The organism is Nostoc sp. DedSLP03, assembly GCF_034530815.1.
Taxonomy (GTDB): Bacteria; Cyanobacteriota; Cyanobacteriia; order Cyanobacteriales; family Nostocaceae; genus Nostoc.
In genome coordinates this window covers 95,600-115,117 of record NZ_JAVRCK010000011.1, presented here as the reverse complement: position 1 = coordinate 115,117, position 19,518 = coordinate 95,600, and the positions used below count along the sequence as shown (strand labels likewise).

Below are 19,518 nucleotides of genomic sequence, written 5' to 3'. Positions count from 1 at the left end.
GTCCCATGCTCCATGCCCCATTCCCCATTCCCTACTTTGATATGCTTATTTGCAGAAGAGTAATTGAGATAATAGACCAAAATGGAGATTCGGTTCCGCGAAATTAATCCTTTTGATATGTGGATTTGGCTGAAATTCAGCACAAATCCTTCTGCGCGTGAAAAGCAGTATGTAGAAGAAGTCTTTAATTCCTGGTTTTATCTAGGTAAATTGGGTGCGTTTAATGCAGAGAATCTTCAGGTGCAGGACACTGGACTCGATATCAGCTACATGAATTATGATGCACAAGGGTATGACAAAAGCTTGCTAGCACTGATGCACAACATGGGTGAGTTTGAATATGAGGGTCAGTGGGGGCGTTGTTGGTTTGACTTAGGAACCAGTGATGCGATCGCATTAGATATTTTAATCAACGCTCTCACCCAGCTAAGTCAGGAATATGTCACCATTGAAGAATTGTACATCGGTGGTGAAAATCCAGATTGGCCTATTGAAGATAGCGAAAGTCGTCCTCAGTCTATTTATGATAATTAGTTATAAAAATGAATAAAGCTGGCGAAATTCGGGTAATAGCCTTGGGGTTAATTCGGAATGGCGAACGCATATTTCTTTCTGAAGGCTACGACCCCGTAAAACAAGAAACATTTTATCGAGCTTTAGGCGGTGGTGTTGATTTTGGCGAAACCAGCCACGCCGCCTTAAAACGGGAATTTCAAGAGGAAATTCAGGCAGAATTAACGAATATTAAATATTTAGGTTGTATAGAGAACCTGTTTATATTTAATGGTAGGCAAGGTCATGAAATTATTCAGCTTTATCAGTGTGACTTTGCTGATTCAAAATTTTATAAACTGGAAAGTTTAGTTTTTTCTGAATCCCCACATTATAAACATAGAGCTTTATGGATAGACATTTCTCGCTTGAAATCTGGAGAATTAAGATTAGTACCTGAAGTATTTTTTGAATATTTATAAATAACATGGAACTTTACTAAGAGTGCTTTGCTGTTAATTATGTTACCGAACTCAGCAAAGACACAATATACTGGTTGAGACTAACGCCTTCTTGTTCAGAAGTCTCAGCTAAACACATATTATAAATTATCTCTGCTTGCACTGTACTGGGGTTTTTAGGGTGCGATCGCTCCATAGCCGAAGTAGTAGGGTTTGAGTACGAGCAAGCAATCTTTCTCAATAGCACTAAGAGAGTTTGAGACAGTTCTACAATAAAAGCAAAGACGTTGAGGTTGAACTAACCTAATGGGTGTACCTGAAACAAACCCAAAGATACCAATGCTTTCACCAAGCCTCTACGAAACTGATTTTTACGCTTGGACACAGGAACAAGTAACTTTACTTCGCAATCAGCAGTGGAGTCAGATTGATCTGCAAAATCTGATTGAGGAGATTCAATCTTTGGGTAAACAGCAACGTCAAGAATTACGAAACCGTCAGAGTGTGTTGATAGGACATTTACTAAAATGGCAGTACCAGTCTGGGCATCGTAGCCGTAGCTGGTTAGCAACACTTCGGATTCAACGCTTAGATATTGCTGAACTGCTCGAAGATAATCCTAGCTTAAAGCCCTACCTTGAAGAAGCACTTCGCAAAGCTTACCTTAAAGGTGTAGAATTAGCTGTTGGAGAAACAGATTTGCCCAAGCGTACTTTTCCGGTAGAGTGTCCTTATAGTTTGGTAGAGATTATGGACTATGATTTCTACCCTGGTGAACCAAGCAAGTTACTAGATGAATCAGAGCAGTAATTTGAAATTAAAGTAAATCTTCTTCAGATAGTTGGGCTATTTTCATCAAGGCTTTCAAGGTTCCAACTTTCAAATCTTGATTGCGGTGAACAGGAATTGACAGGATTTTTTGTACTTCGGGGTTTTCATAAATATAATGACTGCCAGTAATTCTTTGCAAGACCCAACCTTTTTGTTCCACAATCTTACAAAGTTGCTTGCCAGAAATCGATTTCATATAGCAATTTCGACAACTCGATCTGTTGACTCAATTGCATTACGACTGTTGGCAACTTCAAGCCAACCTTCAATAGCATCTTTTAAATTAGCCATTACCTCTTCTATGGTATCTCCTTCGGTAATACAACCGGGAAGCGCGGGAACCTCTGCCCAATAACCGCCTTCTTCTGCTGGATGAATGATTGCTTTAAAAGTACTTGGATCTATAGTCAAACCATTCATACCTGCAATAGAATTAAGAAATTCCATAGAAGCATTATACGTTAGTTCATTTATTTCTTTTTTAAGTTTTTCTGCATTTTTTGTACTAATAAGAGAATCGATTTCTTCTTTCAACAATTCTAAGTCTGAAAGGGTTAAAGAAGATAGTATCGACGATATTAAATGTACCTTATCGTTAATAGACATAATATTAAGTGTATAATCAACCACAGTTAACAGCTAAAGACGGAATTTTTATTTCACCATTATTACTACTTTAATCTATCTGTTTAAACTCCATATCCTATAAAGCTTCATCAATCCTCGAAACCAACGATCGCCAAATTCCGGATTCCGCTCTCGATACCAGCGATAAGTTTGCTCAATCTGAGCTTCCGCGATTGGGGTAATCTCAACCTGAAATGCCATACTTTTGCTGCATTTCTTGAACAAAATCCCCAATGGGGCGAGTTTGACCAGCGTTGAGTTCCTCGAAACCTTGTCCAATACCAGCAATTGTCTCCAACCGATCGATCAGTTGGCGTAATTTACTGGGGTCGATTTTGCCAGCATCTAGAAAGGTAACGAGGACTTGGGAGCGATCGCTAACATCTTGCGGTAGTTGGGTAAGGTGAATTTGCCCATCCTGATAAATGCCTTCGATAGTTTTGATCATGAGTTGAAGTCGCGTTGGTATTTCCTTTAATTCTACTAACTAGACTCAAAGGGCCGGGTTTGGAATTCCAGCCTGCTCAAAATGACATAGGTTTTCATTTGATGACTAATCTTTTTATCCCAATTAAACAACAGCCGCCTCTGGAATCGCACCTTGCATTCTCCCGAAAGCATCAATCAAATTTTGCAATTGTTGATCTGCTTTAAATACCCCTAACCCACGCACTGTCACTTTACCAGGAGAATATACAAACCGCGTCTTGAGATTGTCTGGTAAATTCGCCGCCAACAAATTCCAAGCGGGTTCTTCCATCGGCGTTTCTAAGACGACGTGCTGCTTGTTTTCTGGTTTAATTCGGCTAAATCCGAGTTTTTTTGCTAGCTGTTTGAGTTCCATAACTCGCAAAAGTTGATTTGCCGACACTGGTAAACTACCATAGCGATCGCTCCACTCGGCTGCAATCTGCTTTAATTCTGATTTAGATTTAGCTGTCGCTACCGCCCGATATGCACTCATCTTTTGATCCAAATCGGTGATATAATCCGCCGGAATAAATGCTGTCAAGTTAAGGTCAATTTGGGTATCCTCCACTTTCGGAATTTCTTGTCCGCGGATTTCCCGAATTGCTTCTTCAAGCATTTCCATGTATAAATCAAAACCGATGGCATCCATTTGACCGGATTGTTCTGCACCTAGCAAGTTACCCACGCCTCTGATTTCCATGTCGCGCATTGCTAGCTGATACCCAGAACCTAGCTGAGTAAATTCCTGAATCGCTCGTAATCGTTGCCGTGCCGCATCAGATAATGCCCGTTGCTTCGGATAAAATAACCAAGCATGAGCTTGTATCCCTGCACGTCCCACACGACCGCGTAATTGATACAGTTGTGCCAATCCAAAGCGGTGAGCATCTTCAATCAAAATCGTGTTGACTCGCGGAATATCTAAGCCAGATTCAATAATTGTCGTACAAACTAGGATATCTGCATCGCCATTACTGAAAGTGAGCATGGTTGATTCTAACTCGCTTTCATCCATTTGACCGTGAGCGATCGCAAACCTAGCTCCCGGTATTACTTCTCGTAAATTGGCTGTTGTCTCTTCAATTCCATCTACTCGTGGAACTACATAAAATACTTGTCCACCTCTGTCTAATTCTTGACGAATAGCAGTGCGGATACTTTCGGAATTTATTGGTGATAGATGAGTTTTAATTGGTCGTCTGGTTGGAGGTGGGGTGGTAATCAAACTCATTTCCCGAATTCCCGACAAGGACATATACAAAGTTCGGGGAATGGGAGTGGCGGAGAGGGTAAGCACATCAACTTGAGTTTTCAAGCTTTTAATTTTCTCTTTCTGATTTACCCCAAACCGCTGTTCTTCATCTACTACCAATAGTCCTAAATCCCGGAATGTCACGCCTTTACCTAAAAGTTGGTGTGTACCAACTACTACATCTAATTCACCCGTTGCTAATCGCTTTTGAATATCGCGGCGTTCTTCGGCGGAACGAAAACGGTTGAGCAAACCGACATTTACGGGGTAGGGAGCAAAACGTTCTTTGAGTGTATGGTAATGCTGCTGTGTTAAAATTGTCGTTGGCGCAAGGAGTGCCACTTGTTTACCGGCGGTGACTGCTTTAAAAACAGCACGAATCGCCACTTCCGTCTTTCCGAAACCGACATCGCCACAAACTAAGCGATCCATTGGGCGATCGCTTTCCATGTCGCGTTTTACATCTTGTACAGCTTTGAGTTGATCCGTTGTGGGTTGGTAAGGGAAAGAGTCTTCCAATTCTTCCTGCCAAGGCATATCGCTTGGAAAGCTAAAACCTTGTTGTTGCGATCGCGCTGCATACAGTTTCAACAAGTCCACCGCCAATTTTTTAATCGCTTTGCGGACTTTATTCTTGGTATTTTCCCAAGCTTTACCAGTCATCCGATTGAGTTCTGGTGCTTTATCACCTGCGGCGCGGAACCGCGATAAAGCACCTACTTGATCGGCTGCGACTCTGAGTAACCCGTCAGCATACTGCACTACCAAATAGTCACGTGTTTCGTTATTAATTGTCAAACTTTCCAGCTTGACAAATTTACCAACACCATGATTTCTATGAACGACATAATCGCCCGGACGCAACTTATTGGGATCGACTTGTTTAGAAGTAGCTTTGTGGCGCTTGCGGATATAGCCAGGAGTCGCTAAAGAATGTTGCCCAAAAAATTCCCGATCTGTAACGATTACCAATCGGTATGTAGGCAGAATAAAACCTTCTAATTCCGCCAAACCAGAATATTTTAAGGCTATGGGAGTATGGTTGATTTGCAGCTTATCAATAGCTTGGTAGTCGCGGGGATTGGGGATAAACTGAGCCGGACAATCATGTTCTTGTAACAGCGAGACAGAACGCGAAGGTTGAGCAGAAAGCAGCCAGATCGAAAAATTGCGATCGCGTTCTTGGCGGATGGTTTCAGCTAGTTTAGCAAACTGGTGTGGCGTGACTGGAACAGGACGGCTGGCAAGATTGATCCCATCATTTTCCTCTGATAATTCCGATAAATATAATGTTTTAAATCTGGCAACATCAACCAGACACTCATCAAACGAACGGTGAATTTTTGGCAATGTTAGGGGAGTTGATCCTTCTCCATGCGCCATTACCCATTGTTCCTGGGCATTTTCTACCCAGCGATCGCTATGAGCATGACACTGTTCTGGCTCATCAATGGCAATCAAGGTATTTTCTGCTAAGTAGTTTAGCAGAGATGCTGGTTGCTCGAATGCTAACCCCAAAAAGCGACGGCTACCCTCCAACATTGATGAATTCGCAGTGCTAAGTTCTGAGTCAGAATTTAACTCAGCACTCAGCACTCCGAACTCAGCACTATTTTTCAGTGCAGCCATCACGATGGGAGTAAAGCTAGTGGGGGTAAGAATTAACTGGTCAACTTTGTCGAGGGCGGAACGTTGGGTTGCTGGGTCAAATTCCCGCATTTGCTCGATTTCATCACCAAACCATTCCAACCTGACTGGAAATTCAGAAGAAACCGGGAACACATCAACAATATCGCCCCGCCGACTCCATTGCCCTTCCATTTCCACCAAAGGAACTCTTTCATACCCCAAAATAGTTATTTTCTCACTGAAGCTATTCAAGTCTAATTCCATCCCTTTTTTTAGGGTAAGACAGAATTGACCAAAAGCTTCTGGTGGTGGTAAATGAGGTTGCAGCGCCCCTTGAGTAGCCACAATCGCCATATTTGTCATTTGTCCTACCCTGCGGGAAGCCGCTGGCGCGTCTATGTCATTTGTCATTTGTTCTTGGTTTGTTTCTAATGACAACTGACTAATGACTAATGACTCTTGATTTTTGAGTAAATCTGCCAATACCTGCATTTGCCCCCAACTCATTTCAGTTTCCGGGTCAAAAGGTTCGTAGGGAGAAGCCTCGGAGGTGGGGTAAAAATGTACTGTTTGCCATCCCATTGCCTCCAGTTGTGCGTAAACGCGTCCAGCTTCTTCTAGGGTGGCGCAAACCACAAACAAATCTTTACCCTGAGACTGCGCTAATGCCGAAGCCACTAGAGTCTTGGGCAGCCTGGGAATGCCATTTAACCGCAATTCTTGGTGTCGATTCAGCTTAGAAATAAATTCAGTGGTGAGCGGCGATCGGCCTAAGGCACGCACAATAGAAGAAAATGACATAAGTACTACTAGCGATGGGAGTCTTTGTGGGTCAGCAAATCTTGAGGCAGTTTATGTCAACTATTTTAAAAGTGTTAACAGCTTTCTTATTCTTGCGGTAGAAGAATAATGCACAGTGACTAATAAACTTAAGAACTATAACTACTACTTTGTGTACAATCAAAGCATTTATAGAAGCACCTTTAATACTAGATACTAGGTATTGAGCTACATTCGCTCTGATAAGCGGCAATTTTAAACATGTCCCCCATCACTTTTGAAATTTCAATCATTTTGGTGCTAATTATTGCCAACGGCGTGTTTTCTATGTCTGAGATGGCGATTGTCTCGGCACGGAAAGTAAGGTTACAACAGCTTGCCAATCAAGGAGATGCCAAGGCAATGGCAGCATTGAAATTAGCAGAGTCTCCAAATCATTTCCTGTCAACTGTTCAAGTGGGTATTTCCTTAATCGGTATCTTAACTGGTGCTTTTGGAGGAGCAACAATTGCCAACCGACTGGCAGTCTATGTGCGACTTGTACCTTTGTTAGCACCTTATAGCGAACCGATATCTTTTGGAATAGTGGTTTTGCTCATTACCTATTTGTCACTCATTGTTGGCGAATTGGTACCAAAACGTTTGGCATTAAATAATCCAGAAAGGATTGCCTCGATTGTAGCGATTCCGATGCAAGCCTTGGCTGCGATCGCTTCTCCTGTAGTCTTTCTTTTGAGCACTTCTACAGATTTGATCTTGCGAGTGCTGGGAATTACAGCTTCTACTGAGCCGCAAGTCACCGAAGAAGAAATTAAAATCTTAATCGAGCAAGGCACAGAGGCGGGAACCTTTGAGGAAGCTGAACAGGATATGGTAGAGCGAGTCTTTCGTTTAGGCGATCGCCCTGTTAGTTACTTAATGACACCTCGTCCTGATATTGTTTGGCTAGACTTAGACGACTCTGCCGAAGAAAATCGCCTAAAAATGGTTGATAGTGCTTATTCTCGCTATCCAGTTTGTCAGGGGGGACTTGACAATGTGCTGGGTGTTATTCCTGTCACCGACTTATTAGCCAGAAGTTTCCGAGGGGAACCACTAGACTTGACCATCGGATTGCGACAGCCTGTATTTGTGCCAGAAAGCACCCGTGGCTTGAAAGTTTTGGAATTGTTCAAGCAAACGATCACTCACATGGCGTTGGTAGTGGATGAATACGGCGTAATTCAAGGATTAGTCACTCTCAACGACATCATGAGTGAAATCGTGGGTGATGTTCCTTCAACGGATGGACAGGATCAACCACAAGCTGTACAACGCGAAGATGGTTCCTGGCTTTTGGATGGGATGTTGCCTGTAGAGGAGTTTTTGGAACTTTTTGGGATGGAAGAGTGGGAATCTGAGGAACGCGGTAGTTATCAAACATTAGGCGGTTTTGTGATCACCCATTTAGGTCGTATTCCTGCCGCAGCAGATCATTTTGAATGGCAAAGTATGCGAATTGAAGTGATGGATATGGATGGTAATCGCGTTGATAAGGTGCTAGTCGTACCGAAGGCAGTTAAATCAGCAGATACGAAAAAATCTGATTAGGATTGGGGATTGGGGGATTGGGCATTGGGCATTGATAATTATTGTTTACTATTTACCATATGCCATCACCAATGCCCGATTTATGCAATTTATCAAGCGCTAGAAAGACGTTTCACCTCTGCACCCGCCAACATCTGATGAGCTTGTTTCAGGAGTTGGGGAATTTTATCGGCGTGGGGATTACGGGTAAGAGATTTCCCTAAATCTAATTCATCTAGCCGATCGGCTTTGTTGCCGGGGAACCAGTGGCCGCCATTGCCAAGCAGGTTGTAGCGCATTTTAGCGTAGTCTACTAAATCGTAGGCGATCGCTAAATTCCGCAGCCACAAAATCACCCGAATATTTACCTCACCAGGGGTTTCGTCATAGGTTGGGAGATTTGTTTCCCAGGATTTTACCCAATCTTCTCCCAAAGTAGCGATCGCTTCTTGTTCCAATCTTGCTAAAATTGGCGGCAAAATTTCTGATGCTCGATCTAATAATTCTAAAGTCTTCAGATGTTCATCAAAATCTTGTGGTTTTGCTGCTCCTAAACTCAGGGTATGTACCTCTTGATGACTCAAACAAAACAAATCATTAAACACCATTGGACTCAATGGAGCGCAAAGATTTACTAATTTTTGAGGAGGCTCATACAACAAACCTCCTTTATTAGAAGGGCTAATAATAAACACCCCCATATCGTAGCGTTTAGCTGCTTCGATTGCCGCCCAATTCCATTGATTAATGTAGTACCAGTGCAGGTTTACGTAATCAAATTGATTGGTATTAATTGTCTGCACAATTATATCTGTCGAACCGTGTGTGGAAAAGCCGATAAATCTAACTTTTCCCTCTGCTCGCAACTGCTGTGCTACTTCCAAACAGCCGCCGGGACGGATGCTGTCATCTAACGACTCAGGATGATTAATGCCGTGCAACCCTAAAAGGTCAACATAATCTAGCTGGAGATTTTTCAAAGATTGTTCAAACGTTTCTCGGAATTCTTTCGCATCTGCCTTTGGATTTATTTTTGTCTGAACAATCAACTTTTCGCGGGGAAACTTGGGCAATATTCTCCCCAATTGCATTTCAGAAGTGCCATAACCACGAGCAGTTTCAATATGATTAATCCCAACCTCGACTGCCCTTCTAATAGTCGCTTCCAAGTTTGCCTGGTTATCAGCAGGAATTTCATGATTGGGAACATCCTCCCATTTGAACTGATATCTCATGCCACCGCAGGAAAACACTGGCATCTGTAATTCTGTGCGTCCAAATCTTCTATATAGCATCAGTGGATTGTAGATTGCTTACCAACTTAAAATCTAAAAACGATACTCATTCCAGCTTCTAGTGCCACAATCATTTCCTCTGTTCAATCTGTGACATTAGCAATATTCATCGCATTCTTAAATCGGTCAGGTCTTTTGGTTATTGGATTTTTACCAATATTCCAGTTCCACAGAATAATTATCTCACTCTAGTTACCACTAGCAAGCGTTTTTCTATTATTATTTCAAGTTTAGACCAAGAAATAGCAAAACAACCCAGCAGTGCTGAGTTGTGCAAAGGTGAATTCACGGAAAAGTTCAAATTAATTTTTTACAATTTGAGATTGTGCCTGAGTTAAGCAAGTTTTCAATTTTTCAGCTAACATTTGTACATGGGGTTCTTTAAGTATGTCAAGGTGAGATCCGGGAATATAATGAATATCTAATCCCCCAACTACTACCTCGTCCCAGCCAAATTGAGGATCGTATTCTATGCCTATAGCTTCGTCCCGATTTCTATCCTCTGTCCGCAAAAGAATAGCTCGACCAAAGTAAGGTGAAAAAATATAGTCGCTAAGGGCTTGAGTGTTAGTATCTATAATTTTTAAATGCTTGTCAGTTTCAGGTACATGAAGTACGTTTTCCAAATAACGGTTATATGTATTTTGCAGTTCTTGTTTACGCCAATAACTCCATCTCACAACCTTTTGCCAAAGATAGTTAGGCCCTTGCTGAACAATATTATTTAAATGCAAAAAAACTCGCTTGAGAAATGGCGACTGCCAGCTATAACCTATACGACAACTATCAAGCATAACTAAAATGCCAATTTCTTCGCCTTGCTCATGGAGTTGCCGAGCCATCTCAAAGGCAACTGTACCCCCAAAGGAATAACCTCCAAGAAAATAAGGGCCATGAGGTTGAAGGGTCTGAATTTCTTGAATGTAGTGCGCTGCCATATCTTCAATGCGGGTATGGAGAGGGTGTTTTTCATCTAGCCCTCGTGGTTGTAATCCGTAAAATGGTTGTTCTGTCCCCAAATGTAATGCCAATTCACGGAAACATAAGACTTCTCCACCCAGCCCGTGAATACAGAAAAAAGGTGGCTTGGAGCCGTTGGGTTGAATTTCTACTAGGGATGACCAAGATTTTGATTGGTCTAAGGTATTTACTAAAGCCGAGTTTTTTGTTAAATCTTCTTGGCAAATTATTTTGGCTAGAGCCTCTATAGTACCTGACTGGAAAAGAATAGCAAGAGGCAGGTTTTTATTAAATGTTTTTTCAATTTGCCAAAACAGTTTTACTGCTAGGATAGAATGTCCTCCTAGCTCGAAGAAGTTATCCTTAACACCAATCGGTTGAACGCCTAAAATTTGTTCCCAAATCTGGGTTAACTGGCGTTCCACTTGATTGCGGGGAGCAACAAAGCTCGCTTCTGGTTCTTGCCTTGATAAGTCTGGTGCTGGTAAAGCGCGACGGTCTACCTTGCCGTTGGGAGTTAAGGGCATGGTGTCCAGCACTACAAAAGCCGAAGGTAGCATATACTGTGGCAATTTTGTCGACAGGAAGCTACGGATATTAGTAATTGCAATTGCTGAGTCTTGATTCGGTATAATATAAGCCACCAAACATCTCTCGCCGCGAACATCTTCACGAGCAATGACTACAGTCTGAAGTACATCTGGGTGTTGAGCTAACACCGTTTCAATTTCCCCTGGTTCAATGCGTATCCCCCGGATCTTGACTTGATGATCGAGGCGTCCGAGAATTTCTAGAGAGCCATCTGGACGATAGCAGCCGCGATCGCCTGTATAATAAAGCCAATCGTGGCGATCGTTCCGAAAAGGGTTCTTGACAAATCGAGAACGGTTTTCTTGTTGGGCATTGATATAGCCCAAACTGCGGAATGGAGTTCGGATTACAATCTCACCCGGTTCGCCTATACCGCATGGTTGGTTATTTGATGTGAAAACCAGTGCTTGGGTTTGAGGCAGCGGCAATCCTACTGGCTGTACACCAGGGCTACACTCAACAGGTACTCGGTAATAACACTTTGCTAAAGTTGTTTCTGTCGGGCCGTAGAGATTAACTATTTCACCTGATTCTGGAAAAGCATCCCGCCACCGAAGTACAAGGGTTTCCTTCAGAGGTTCTCCAGCCAAGAATAACCAGCGTAAGTTACGTAAAGAGACTCCTGACGGCACATTCGCTAACCATAATTGCGCCAGCGAAGGAACTGTATGCAGTACAGAAATTTGCTCATTTTCCAAATAACACAGAATTCTCGTTGGTTCTAGATTATCCTCTTCTTCTGGCAAGCATAGGGTTGCACCACTAGTTAAAGGTAAAAAGATATCTCTAAGAACGACATCAAAAGAAAGACCAGTTAATTGAGCAACGCGGTCTTGCTGATTAATTTCAAAGGTCTGTCGCTGCCAGTTCAGAAAATGCGCCAAACCTTTATGACACCCCAGCACCCCTTTGGGCACACCAGTAGTGCCGGAAGTAAAGAAAATATAAGCTGCATCGTCGTCAGTGATTTCAGGTAGATTTACGGCTTCAATCCTCTTTTGGAAATTTATAGCTTCTCCTGTGTCTCGGTTGACACAGATGCTAGTTAAAGACTCCCTTATCTTTTCGTCTTCTGGACGCTGATCATCAATATATAATATGTATTTAGCTTTAGCTTCCTGTAACATCAGGCGCTGGCGTTGGCTGGGAAGTTTCGGATCGAGGGTGAGTAATACACCGCCACTCAAGAGTACGCCTAGCATACTGGCAATTAGCCCAAAGCTGCGTGTACCATATACGGCTACGACATCTCCCCGCTCTACTCCGTGAGATAACAAAACTTGTGCCAAAGTTTGAGCGGTTTTGCCCAATTCCCCATAATTCCAAGTGCGAATTCCTTGACGAAGTGATGAATGTTCTGGGGTACGGTTTACCCAAGAGCTAAACATTGTTGTCGTCAACTGATACTGTGGTTCTGGTAAAACCGCCCTTGGTTCTGGCAGCAAAAGTTGCGCTTTTGGTGTCACCAGAGAATATAAACTAATTTTCCTCTCTGGAGCTGCAACAATTTGATTTAGCAAGTGATGGAATTGATCGAGCATTTCCATCATACGTTCTGAAGTAAACAGAGCGGTGTTGTAAACTAAATCAAGTTGGATTCCTTGATTTTGTTCTGTAACGTAAAGGGTTAAGTCGAACTTAGAAGCTGTTTCTAGGATCGAGACTGGTTCGATAGCCACTCCAGGTAGTTCTAGTTGAATGTCCCTTAAGTTGAGCATATTAAACCACACTTGAAACAGTGGGTTGCGACTGGTATCTCGCTCTGGTTGCAGTTCTTCTACCAGCTTCTCGAAGGGCATATCTTGATGGGCATAAGCAGCTAATGCCATCTGGCGAACTCGATTTAGCACTGAACGAAAACTGGGGTTATCCGCAAAATTAGTGCGTAAAACAACGGTGTTAATAAAAAATCCAATTAACTCTTCAATCTCAGAACGGTTACGTCCGGCAATGGGAGAACCGATAAGAATGTCTTCTTGCCCGGTGTAGCGGTGCAGTATTGTCCCAAAAGCTGCCAGCAATGTCATGAATAGAGTTACACCCTCCTGATGCGAGAGTTCTGTGAGTGATGCACTCAAAGTCGGCGGTAGTATCAGAGATTGAGCTGCGCCTTGGTAAGTTTGCACTGGTGGCCGTGGTCGGTCGGTGGGTAATTCCAGTACAGTATTAGCACCTGCTAATTGGGTTTTCCAATAGTTAATTTGCTTAGAAAGTACCTCACCTGATAGCCATTGGTGCTGCCACACAGCAAAATCCGCATACTGAATGGGCAATTTTGCTAATGGGGAAGGCTTACTACTCAAAAAGACTTCATAAAGCGCTATTAACTGCTGCCAAAGAATACCAATTGACCAACCATCTGAAGCGATGTGGTGCATCATTAACAAGAGTATATGCTCCTGTTCGTCTACTTGGAGCAAAGTAGCACGCAGCATTAAGTCAAATTCTAAGTTGAAGGGGCGTTGCACCTCTTGATTTAGGAGCAATTTTACTTGCTCCTTTGTTACCTGAATGATTTTAAGTTCCACTGGCCGAGGCGTGCCAATTACTTGTATGGGGCTACCATCAGGCGATGTCATAAAGTTGGTTCGCAATGCCTGATGATGGACAACGATCGCATCTAGTGACTGTTGTAATATATCCAGGTTTAACTTGCCCGTTAAGCGTTGTGCATTGGAGACAATATACGCTCGGCTGTTGGGTTCCAACTGCTCCAAAAACCAGACTCGCTGCTGGGCAAAGGATAGAGGGGCTGATTGCCGATTGGCTATTTGAGGAATGGTCTGATTTTGGGGGTCGTTTTTTGGAGTTTGGTTTTGGGCGATTGCTTGAGCTAAAGTAGCGATCGTGGGATTCTCAAATAAGAGTTGCAACGCTATTTCTATTTGAAAAGCTTGACGAACTCTAGACATCACTTGAGTGGCCAGGAGTGAATGCCCTCCCAATTCAAAAAAATTGTCGTGGATGCCTACTTGTTCCAGACACAAAACTTTCGCCCAAATGCCAGCTAAGACTTCTTCTGTCGAATTCTGAGGTGGAACAAAGTTATTTGACAGCCTAATATAAGATGTATCCGGTGCAGGTAAGGCGCGGCGGTCTATTTTTCCGTTGGGATTTAATGGTAGGGTGTCCAAAAAGACAAAGAAAGCAGGCACCATGTATTCTGGCAACCGAGCTTCCAAAAAGCGACGCAATTCAGCTTGACTAGGAATTTGCTCTGGACTGGCAACAATATATGCTACGAGTCGCTTGTCCCCAGGCGCATCCTCTCTGGCTATGACTAAAGTCTGCGTCAGTGCTGGATGTTGAGCTAGTATGGCTTCAATTTCTCCTAATTCAATTCGGAAGCCACGTATTTTAACTTGGTGGTCAATGCGACCAAGGAACTCGATATTACCATCGCTCAAATAACGTGCTAAGTCCCCAGTTTTGTAAAGGCGTGCCCCAGGTTCAGAGCTAAAGGGGTTAAAAATAAACTTCTCTATGGTCAATTCTGGACGGTTAAGATAACCTCGCGCTAGACCAATACCGCCAATGTGCAGTTCACCTGATTCACCAACAGGCACTGGCTGCAAATTGTCATCGAGGATGTGAATCTCTGCATTGGTAATCGGACGACCAATGGGTGCTATAGCATAATTAGTGTCACGTTGGCAACTCCAGAAAGTAGTATCAATAGAAGCTTCTGTCGGCCCGTAACAATTATGTAAAACATTGTCCAAATTCAGTTGGGCAAAGAAGCGTTCTATAAGTTCGCCAGGTAAAGCTTCTCCACCGCAGGTAATGTGTCTGATGAATCGGCAATTTTCAATTCCCTTCTCTTCTAATAAGACACGCAGAATGGAAGGTACTAAAGCCAGGACGGTGATTTGCTGCTTAGTAATTACCTTCACAAGATAGGCTGTATCTTGATGTCCACCAGGCCGAGCTATGAACAATTGCCCCCCAAAGCACAATGGCCAGAATATCTGCCACACTGAGGGATCGAAGCTAAAAGAAATAGTCAGTAAAACTTTGTCTGCGTGAGTTAATCCAAAAGTTGTTTGCTTCCAGTGGAGTTGATTGCAAATACCACGGTGAGGGATCATTACACCCTTGGGCTGTCCTGTAGAACCAGATGTGTAGATTACGTAGATGAGGTTATCAGCTGTAGTTTGATTTACAGGATTTTCTTGACTGTTTTGGATATTCCCTTGCCAGTTTGAGTCCAGACAAACCACTTGTGCCTGATGGGGTGGTAAGTTCTTGACCAATTTTTCTTGGGTTAACAATACTGCTGTTTGGGTGTCTTCCAAAATAAAAGCTAAACGTTCTGAGGGATATGCTGGATCTAAAGGCACATAAGCGCCTCCAGCTTTGAGAATACCCAGTAGTCCTATAATCATCTCTAAGGAGCGCTCCAGACATATACCCACAAGTACTTCCGGCCCAACGCCTAAAGAACGCAGGTAGTGCGCTAGTTGATTCGCCCGCTGGTTTAACTGTTGATAAGTAAGTTGTTTATTTTCACATATTACTGCAATGGCTTGGGGCGATCGCTCTACTTGCATCTCAAACATTTGATGAATGCACAGATCCTGACGAGCGACTACTTGGGTGTCATTCGATTCTTCTAAAACTTGAGCGTTTATGATGTAAGTTAAGGTATCTAACGGAATATTTTTCTTATATTCTGTAGTTTGGCTATTTATCTGCATTTTTTATGTATCAGCTCCATTAATAAGTCCAAGTTTTTAAATTATTCTTTATTTTAATATGTGTTTATATAAATCTTATATGAGGCTACAAATTAATGTCTTGATGCTGAGAGTATGGGAATACAAAAACAAAGTTTTTTAGCTGTAAGATTGGCAAATACTACTAAATTAAAGGGTTGTAACTTCATTTGTAGTATATCGACTAATTATTAAATAATAATATTTATGTATAAAAAGTATTTTGGAATATCTAGCTAATCCATTTATTATCTGTGTATTAGCCTATTTATCAACTTTTACTAATACTGCCTTAACTATTAATTAAAGATAAGAAATATTGGCATATTATGAATTACCGATTTAATCTGTTTTAAAAAAATAATTGTTGCATGAGCGTGTATAATTTACATATTACAATATCAAAAAATACTCTATCCTTTTTAACGAAAGTTTGCTTAATGGGAAAATCATTATTACCGAATCTTCATTGTGTTTATTGATATGTAAAGATAGTGTAAAGATACGATCAAATTTGCTAAAATACTTAAATAAGCTCAACTTGGTGTAAAAATTGTCATTATAATCAAGAAGGGGAAAGGGGAAGTTTAATCGTTGACTTCCTGCGTTGGGACATTCTGCTCTAAGTCTCAAAAGTTCAGAAAGGCAAAAAGTAGAAAACAAGAAGGTTTTAACCTAATTCATTTTTATACAGAAAAGCTGAAATAGCAGGCATACTTTTTAAGGCTTTTAACCAAATTTTTGCTATCGCGGTTAAAAATGGATATTTTATAAACACCTGAAACAACTTATTTACGTTATACAAAGATGATTTTGTTGTACAGTACGTAAGTCCTATTTATCCTTTTATACTTATTATTTTTTCATAAGTTTAAGTTGAAGGGTTGATTTTTCGTTAACCGAGACGACAAAAAATCATTAATTTTCACAAAGACTGACGAAAAAGCGTTATGTCGACTCAGTGAAACCATCATCAGGATGATTCTATCTTACTATATAAAGTATACATAAAGTAAAAGTCTTGCACATAGAATTAATGTTTGAACAAATGTAATATTAAATACATCAAAAGCCTTGGTTTTTCTGAAAGCAAAAACTTATTTAAATTTTTTAGCTATAAATAATGACTCGCAAGTCCGATGTTGATTTTTTGACGCTGATATGACCGTGCCTAAGTCCTCAACTTTTAATAGACAAGAATTTCAAGCGATCTAAAATCCAAATCTAAGACACAAAAAGGTATATCAAAAAAATTGACTCCATCGGAAGGTAAAAATGTTTAGAATGAATATATTGCAAGGCTTACAAATATTAGACATTATTGAGCTTAACTTAATTTATTAAGAATTATTCTCATTAATCTGTTACTAATTTTTTTAAATATAGGACTTACGCACTGTACAAAATAACTATCTTGTGAAATAACGTGAATACGTTTTTTCACGCTTTTGTCAATTAATATTGATTGGGTGCGATCGCTAAAATTCCATTGAAAAATCTAGTTATAAGCCTTGAAAACTATACCTGTATTTTGGCTTATTTGCCAATACTAAGTAATAAAATATACTCACAAGTGCGACCCATGTTAAATTACAATACTTGTATATGTAAAGTTTTGTAACAATAATCAAATTTTTGATGCGTTTTGTTATAGGTTAATTGTGTAAGTTTTGTTAATAAGTAATTCTGCGTAAAGAAACAAAGAAGCTTTTAATTAAAACTAAAATAGTATAAGCAAACATGCTAAAGTAATTTATAAAGATATGTAACTATATCTCTGTTAGAAAGGATACATCTGCGATGTTATACCTATTTTGTCATTTTGGGAAGAGAAGTAAATTATGTCTATGCTGAGTCTTAAGCAAAATCATAGATAGCGATCGCTATCTATAATTTGTCTATTTAAATAGCCTTCTTACTAAAGTCTTTAAAAATTAAAGAATAATTATTTGGTAAAAATTGGCAAAAAAAGGTTAATTATGCTAAGACAGTCCAATTATTTTGTACACGTACATTAAAAATACTAATACTAATATTGTTTACCTGACCAAGGTGATTGTTAATGTCAGGAATGTTATTCAAACATACTAAGTTAATTCGCCAATAAATCTTTTTCCCCTTCTTTTAGCATCAAAGCTAAAAATTTACGGGCTAAACAGGATAAATGTTACCATGTAAACTAAAGTTAAGTAATAAAATCCTGGAATATGTTTTTAATAAAGAACTTATAAGTTACTCTGAAAAAAAATTCAATAGTAGACTATACAGAACAAGTTTATTTGAAAAAACGCGAATTAAAATGTCACGATTAGATGATGGTTTTTCATAACTTTTTTAACAAAATTAGGCATTACTAAAGTATGAGTAATCAAAGCATTGCAACAAATAAATTGAGTGAAGTATCTTCAGATTTACGTGCATCTGCATTTGTCAGTATACGCAAGGGTTCGTGGTGGCTAAGATTGATAACATTGTTTTTAGTAGATTGTACTTTGTTGTCCTTAGCTTGGATTTTTGCTGGATATCAATCTTCTTCTGAGCATCTTTCTTGGTATGTACCAAGTCAATATTTTCCGATTTTAATAACTATTGGAATTCAAATCGGATCGCTAGCTATCCAAGGTATTTATCGAGAAGGTCAAAAACGCTATGACTATTGGAATATTATCAAATCGTTAACTTTTGCTCATGGATTAATACTCATTGTTTGTTCTTTGTATAAACCAGTTGTAGACATCAACAACCCAAGATTGACATTATTATCTTGGTTGCTAAGTATATTATTTATTTGTACTGGTAGATATGGTGTAAATGTTATTTTAGAATATTTGCGTAAGCAGAAAAAAATCGTTCGTTCTTCTGTATTCATTATTTGCGATCCTCAAGATCGCGAGCAAATTGCTAGCTTTATAAAAAAAGAAAAGCATTATATTGTCTCTGGAACGGCAAATGCTAACTCATTAGACAGATATAAACGTCAACAGACATTGACTCAACTTAATGAATTAGGTGTAACAGAAGTTTTTATATCTTGGGATGCTCTAAAAAATAGAATGTTTTTGTGCTGGTTATTTCAAGCATCTGGAATTCAAGTACATATCTTACCAATGGAATTGAAACCAATTTATAGAAATGTAGAATTTAATAAGATAGGAGGAATGCCTTGTCTGAGTTTAGATTGCCCGATAATTACAGGTAAAGATTTTTGGATAAAGCGTATTTGTGATTTTTGTCTGGCAACTTTATTTGTAATATTAATATTCCCGATTTATATAGCTATAGCTATAGCTATAAAACTTGACTCTTCTGGGACAGTATTTTATAAGCAAACTCGTATAGGTTTACATGGACAACAGTTTAAAGTATGGAAATTCAGAACTATGAGGTCTGATGCAGAAACACTACAGAAGGAATTAGAAGCTTTAAATGAAACAAAAGATGGTATTATCTTTAAAATAAAAGACGATCCTCGTATTACCCGTATTGGGAAGTTTCTCCGTCGTTACAGCTTAGATGAATTGCCGCAACTTTTTAATGTTATCCTTGGAGAAATGAGTATAGTAGGTCCTCGCCCTCTACCTACTAGAGATGTTGATAAGTTTTCTGAACATCATTTTATTCGACATGAGGTTTTGCCTGGTATTACAGGTCTTTGGCAAGTATCAGGTCGATCTGATATTTTAGATTTTGAACAAGTGATTCATCTGGATATGAGCTACATCGAAAATTGGTCACTTGCTTTAGACTTTGAAATTCTCCTTAAAACAGTTATGGTAGTTTTGAAAAAAGATGGTGCTTACTAAAGAATAAAACAATAGCTGTGGAGGTTCAGGATTATAAAATTT

12 protein-coding genes are annotated in these 19,518 nt (G+C 40.2%); 5 read left to right on the top strand and 7 right to left on the bottom strand.

The window, feature by feature from the left end; translation table 11 throughout:
* The first annotated feature begins 81 nt into the window (after positions 1 to 81).
* From RM368_RS07925 to RM368_RS07915, 3 genes are all read left to right on the top strand, one after another.
* Positions 82 to 534, top strand: coding sequence for a DUF3531 family protein (locus RM368_RS07925; RefSeq protein WP_322693571.1), 453 nt, complete (start codon positions 82 to 84; stop codon positions 532 to 534).
* A gap of 8 nt (positions 535 to 542) precedes the next feature.
* Complete coding sequence (locus tag RM368_RS07920; RefSeq protein WP_322693570.1) at positions 543 to 974, top strand: NUDIX hydrolase; 432 nt, start codon at positions 543 to 545, stop codon at positions 972 to 974.
* Positions 975 to 1,292: 318 nt separating this feature from the next.
* Positions 1,293 to 1,763 carry a DUF29 domain-containing protein gene (locus tag RM368_RS07915; protein WP_322693569.1) on the top strand — a complete coding sequence of 157 codons (471 nt, stop codon included), beginning with the start codon at positions 1,293 to 1,295 and terminating at the stop codon, positions 1,761 to 1,763.
* 7 nt (positions 1,764 to 1,770) lie between these two features.
* Here the strand turns inward: RM368_RS07915 and RM368_RS07910 are convergent, their stop codons facing one another.
* From RM368_RS07910 to mfd, 5 genes are all read right to left on the bottom strand, one after another.
* Complete coding sequence (locus tag RM368_RS07910) at positions 1,771 to 1,980, bottom strand: type II toxin-antitoxin system HicA family toxin (RefSeq protein ID WP_322693568.1); 210 nt, start codon at positions 1,978 to 1,980, stop codon at positions 1,771 to 1,773.
* Positions 1,977 to 2,204, bottom strand: a complete 228-nt coding sequence (locus RM368_RS07905) for a type II toxin-antitoxin system HicB family antitoxin (protein WP_322693592.1) — start codon at positions 2,202 to 2,204, stop codon at positions 1,977 to 1,979. Before RM368_RS07905 ends, RM368_RS07910 begins: the two co-directional genes overlap by 4 nt.
* A 261-nt stretch (positions 2,205 to 2,465) precedes the next feature.
* Positions 2,466 to 2,612 carry a hypothetical protein gene (locus RM368_RS07900; RefSeq protein WP_322693567.1) on the bottom strand — a complete coding sequence of 49 codons (147 nt, stop codon included), beginning with the start codon at positions 2,610 to 2,612 and terminating at the stop codon, positions 2,466 to 2,468.
* Positions 2,596 to 2,859: a hypothetical protein gene (locus tag RM368_RS07895; RefSeq protein ID WP_322693566.1), complete on the bottom strand. Its 264-nt coding sequence runs from the start codon at positions 2,857 to 2,859 to the stop codon at positions 2,596 to 2,598. The genes RM368_RS07900 and RM368_RS07895 overlap by 17 nt, the downstream gene beginning before the upstream one ends.
* 123 nt (positions 2,860 to 2,982) lie before the next feature.
* Positions 2,983 to 6,564 carry a transcription-repair coupling factor gene (mfd, locus tag RM368_RS07890; RefSeq protein ID WP_322693565.1) on the bottom strand — a complete coding sequence of 1,194 codons (3,582 nt, stop codon included), beginning with the start codon at positions 6,562 to 6,564 and terminating at the stop codon, positions 2,983 to 2,985.
* A 240-nt stretch (positions 6,565 to 6,804) separates the two neighbouring features.
* On the opposite strand from mfd, the gene RM368_RS07885 reads away from it, so the two are divergent.
* Complete coding sequence (locus RM368_RS07885; RefSeq protein WP_322693564.1) at positions 6,805 to 8,133, top strand: hemolysin family protein; 1,329 nt, start codon at positions 6,805 to 6,807, stop codon at positions 8,131 to 8,133.
* A 92-nt stretch (positions 8,134 to 8,225) separates the two neighbouring features.
* Here the strand turns inward: RM368_RS07885 and RM368_RS07880 are convergent, their stop codons facing one another.
* The gene (locus RM368_RS07880; protein WP_322693563.1) at positions 8,226 to 9,407 is read right to left on the bottom strand and encodes an aldo/keto reductase; all 1,182 of its coding nucleotides are present in this window, start codon (positions 9,405 to 9,407) and stop codon (positions 8,226 to 8,228) included.
* A 302-nt stretch (positions 9,408 to 9,709) separates the two neighbouring features.
* Positions 9,710 to 15,655 carry a non-ribosomal peptide synthetase gene (locus RM368_RS07875; protein WP_322693562.1) on the bottom strand — a complete coding sequence of 1,982 codons (5,946 nt, stop codon included), beginning with the start codon at positions 15,653 to 15,655 and terminating at the stop codon, positions 9,710 to 9,712.
* Between the two features lie 2,378 nt (positions 15,656 to 18,033).
* On the opposite strand from RM368_RS07875, the gene RM368_RS07870 reads away from it, so the two are divergent.
* The gene (locus tag RM368_RS07870; protein ID WP_322693561.1) at positions 18,034 to 19,476 is read left to right on the top strand and encodes a sugar transferase; all 1,443 of its coding nucleotides are present in this window, start codon (positions 18,034 to 18,036) and stop codon (positions 19,474 to 19,476) included.
* Positions 19,477 to 19,518: the final 42 nt, after the last annotated feature.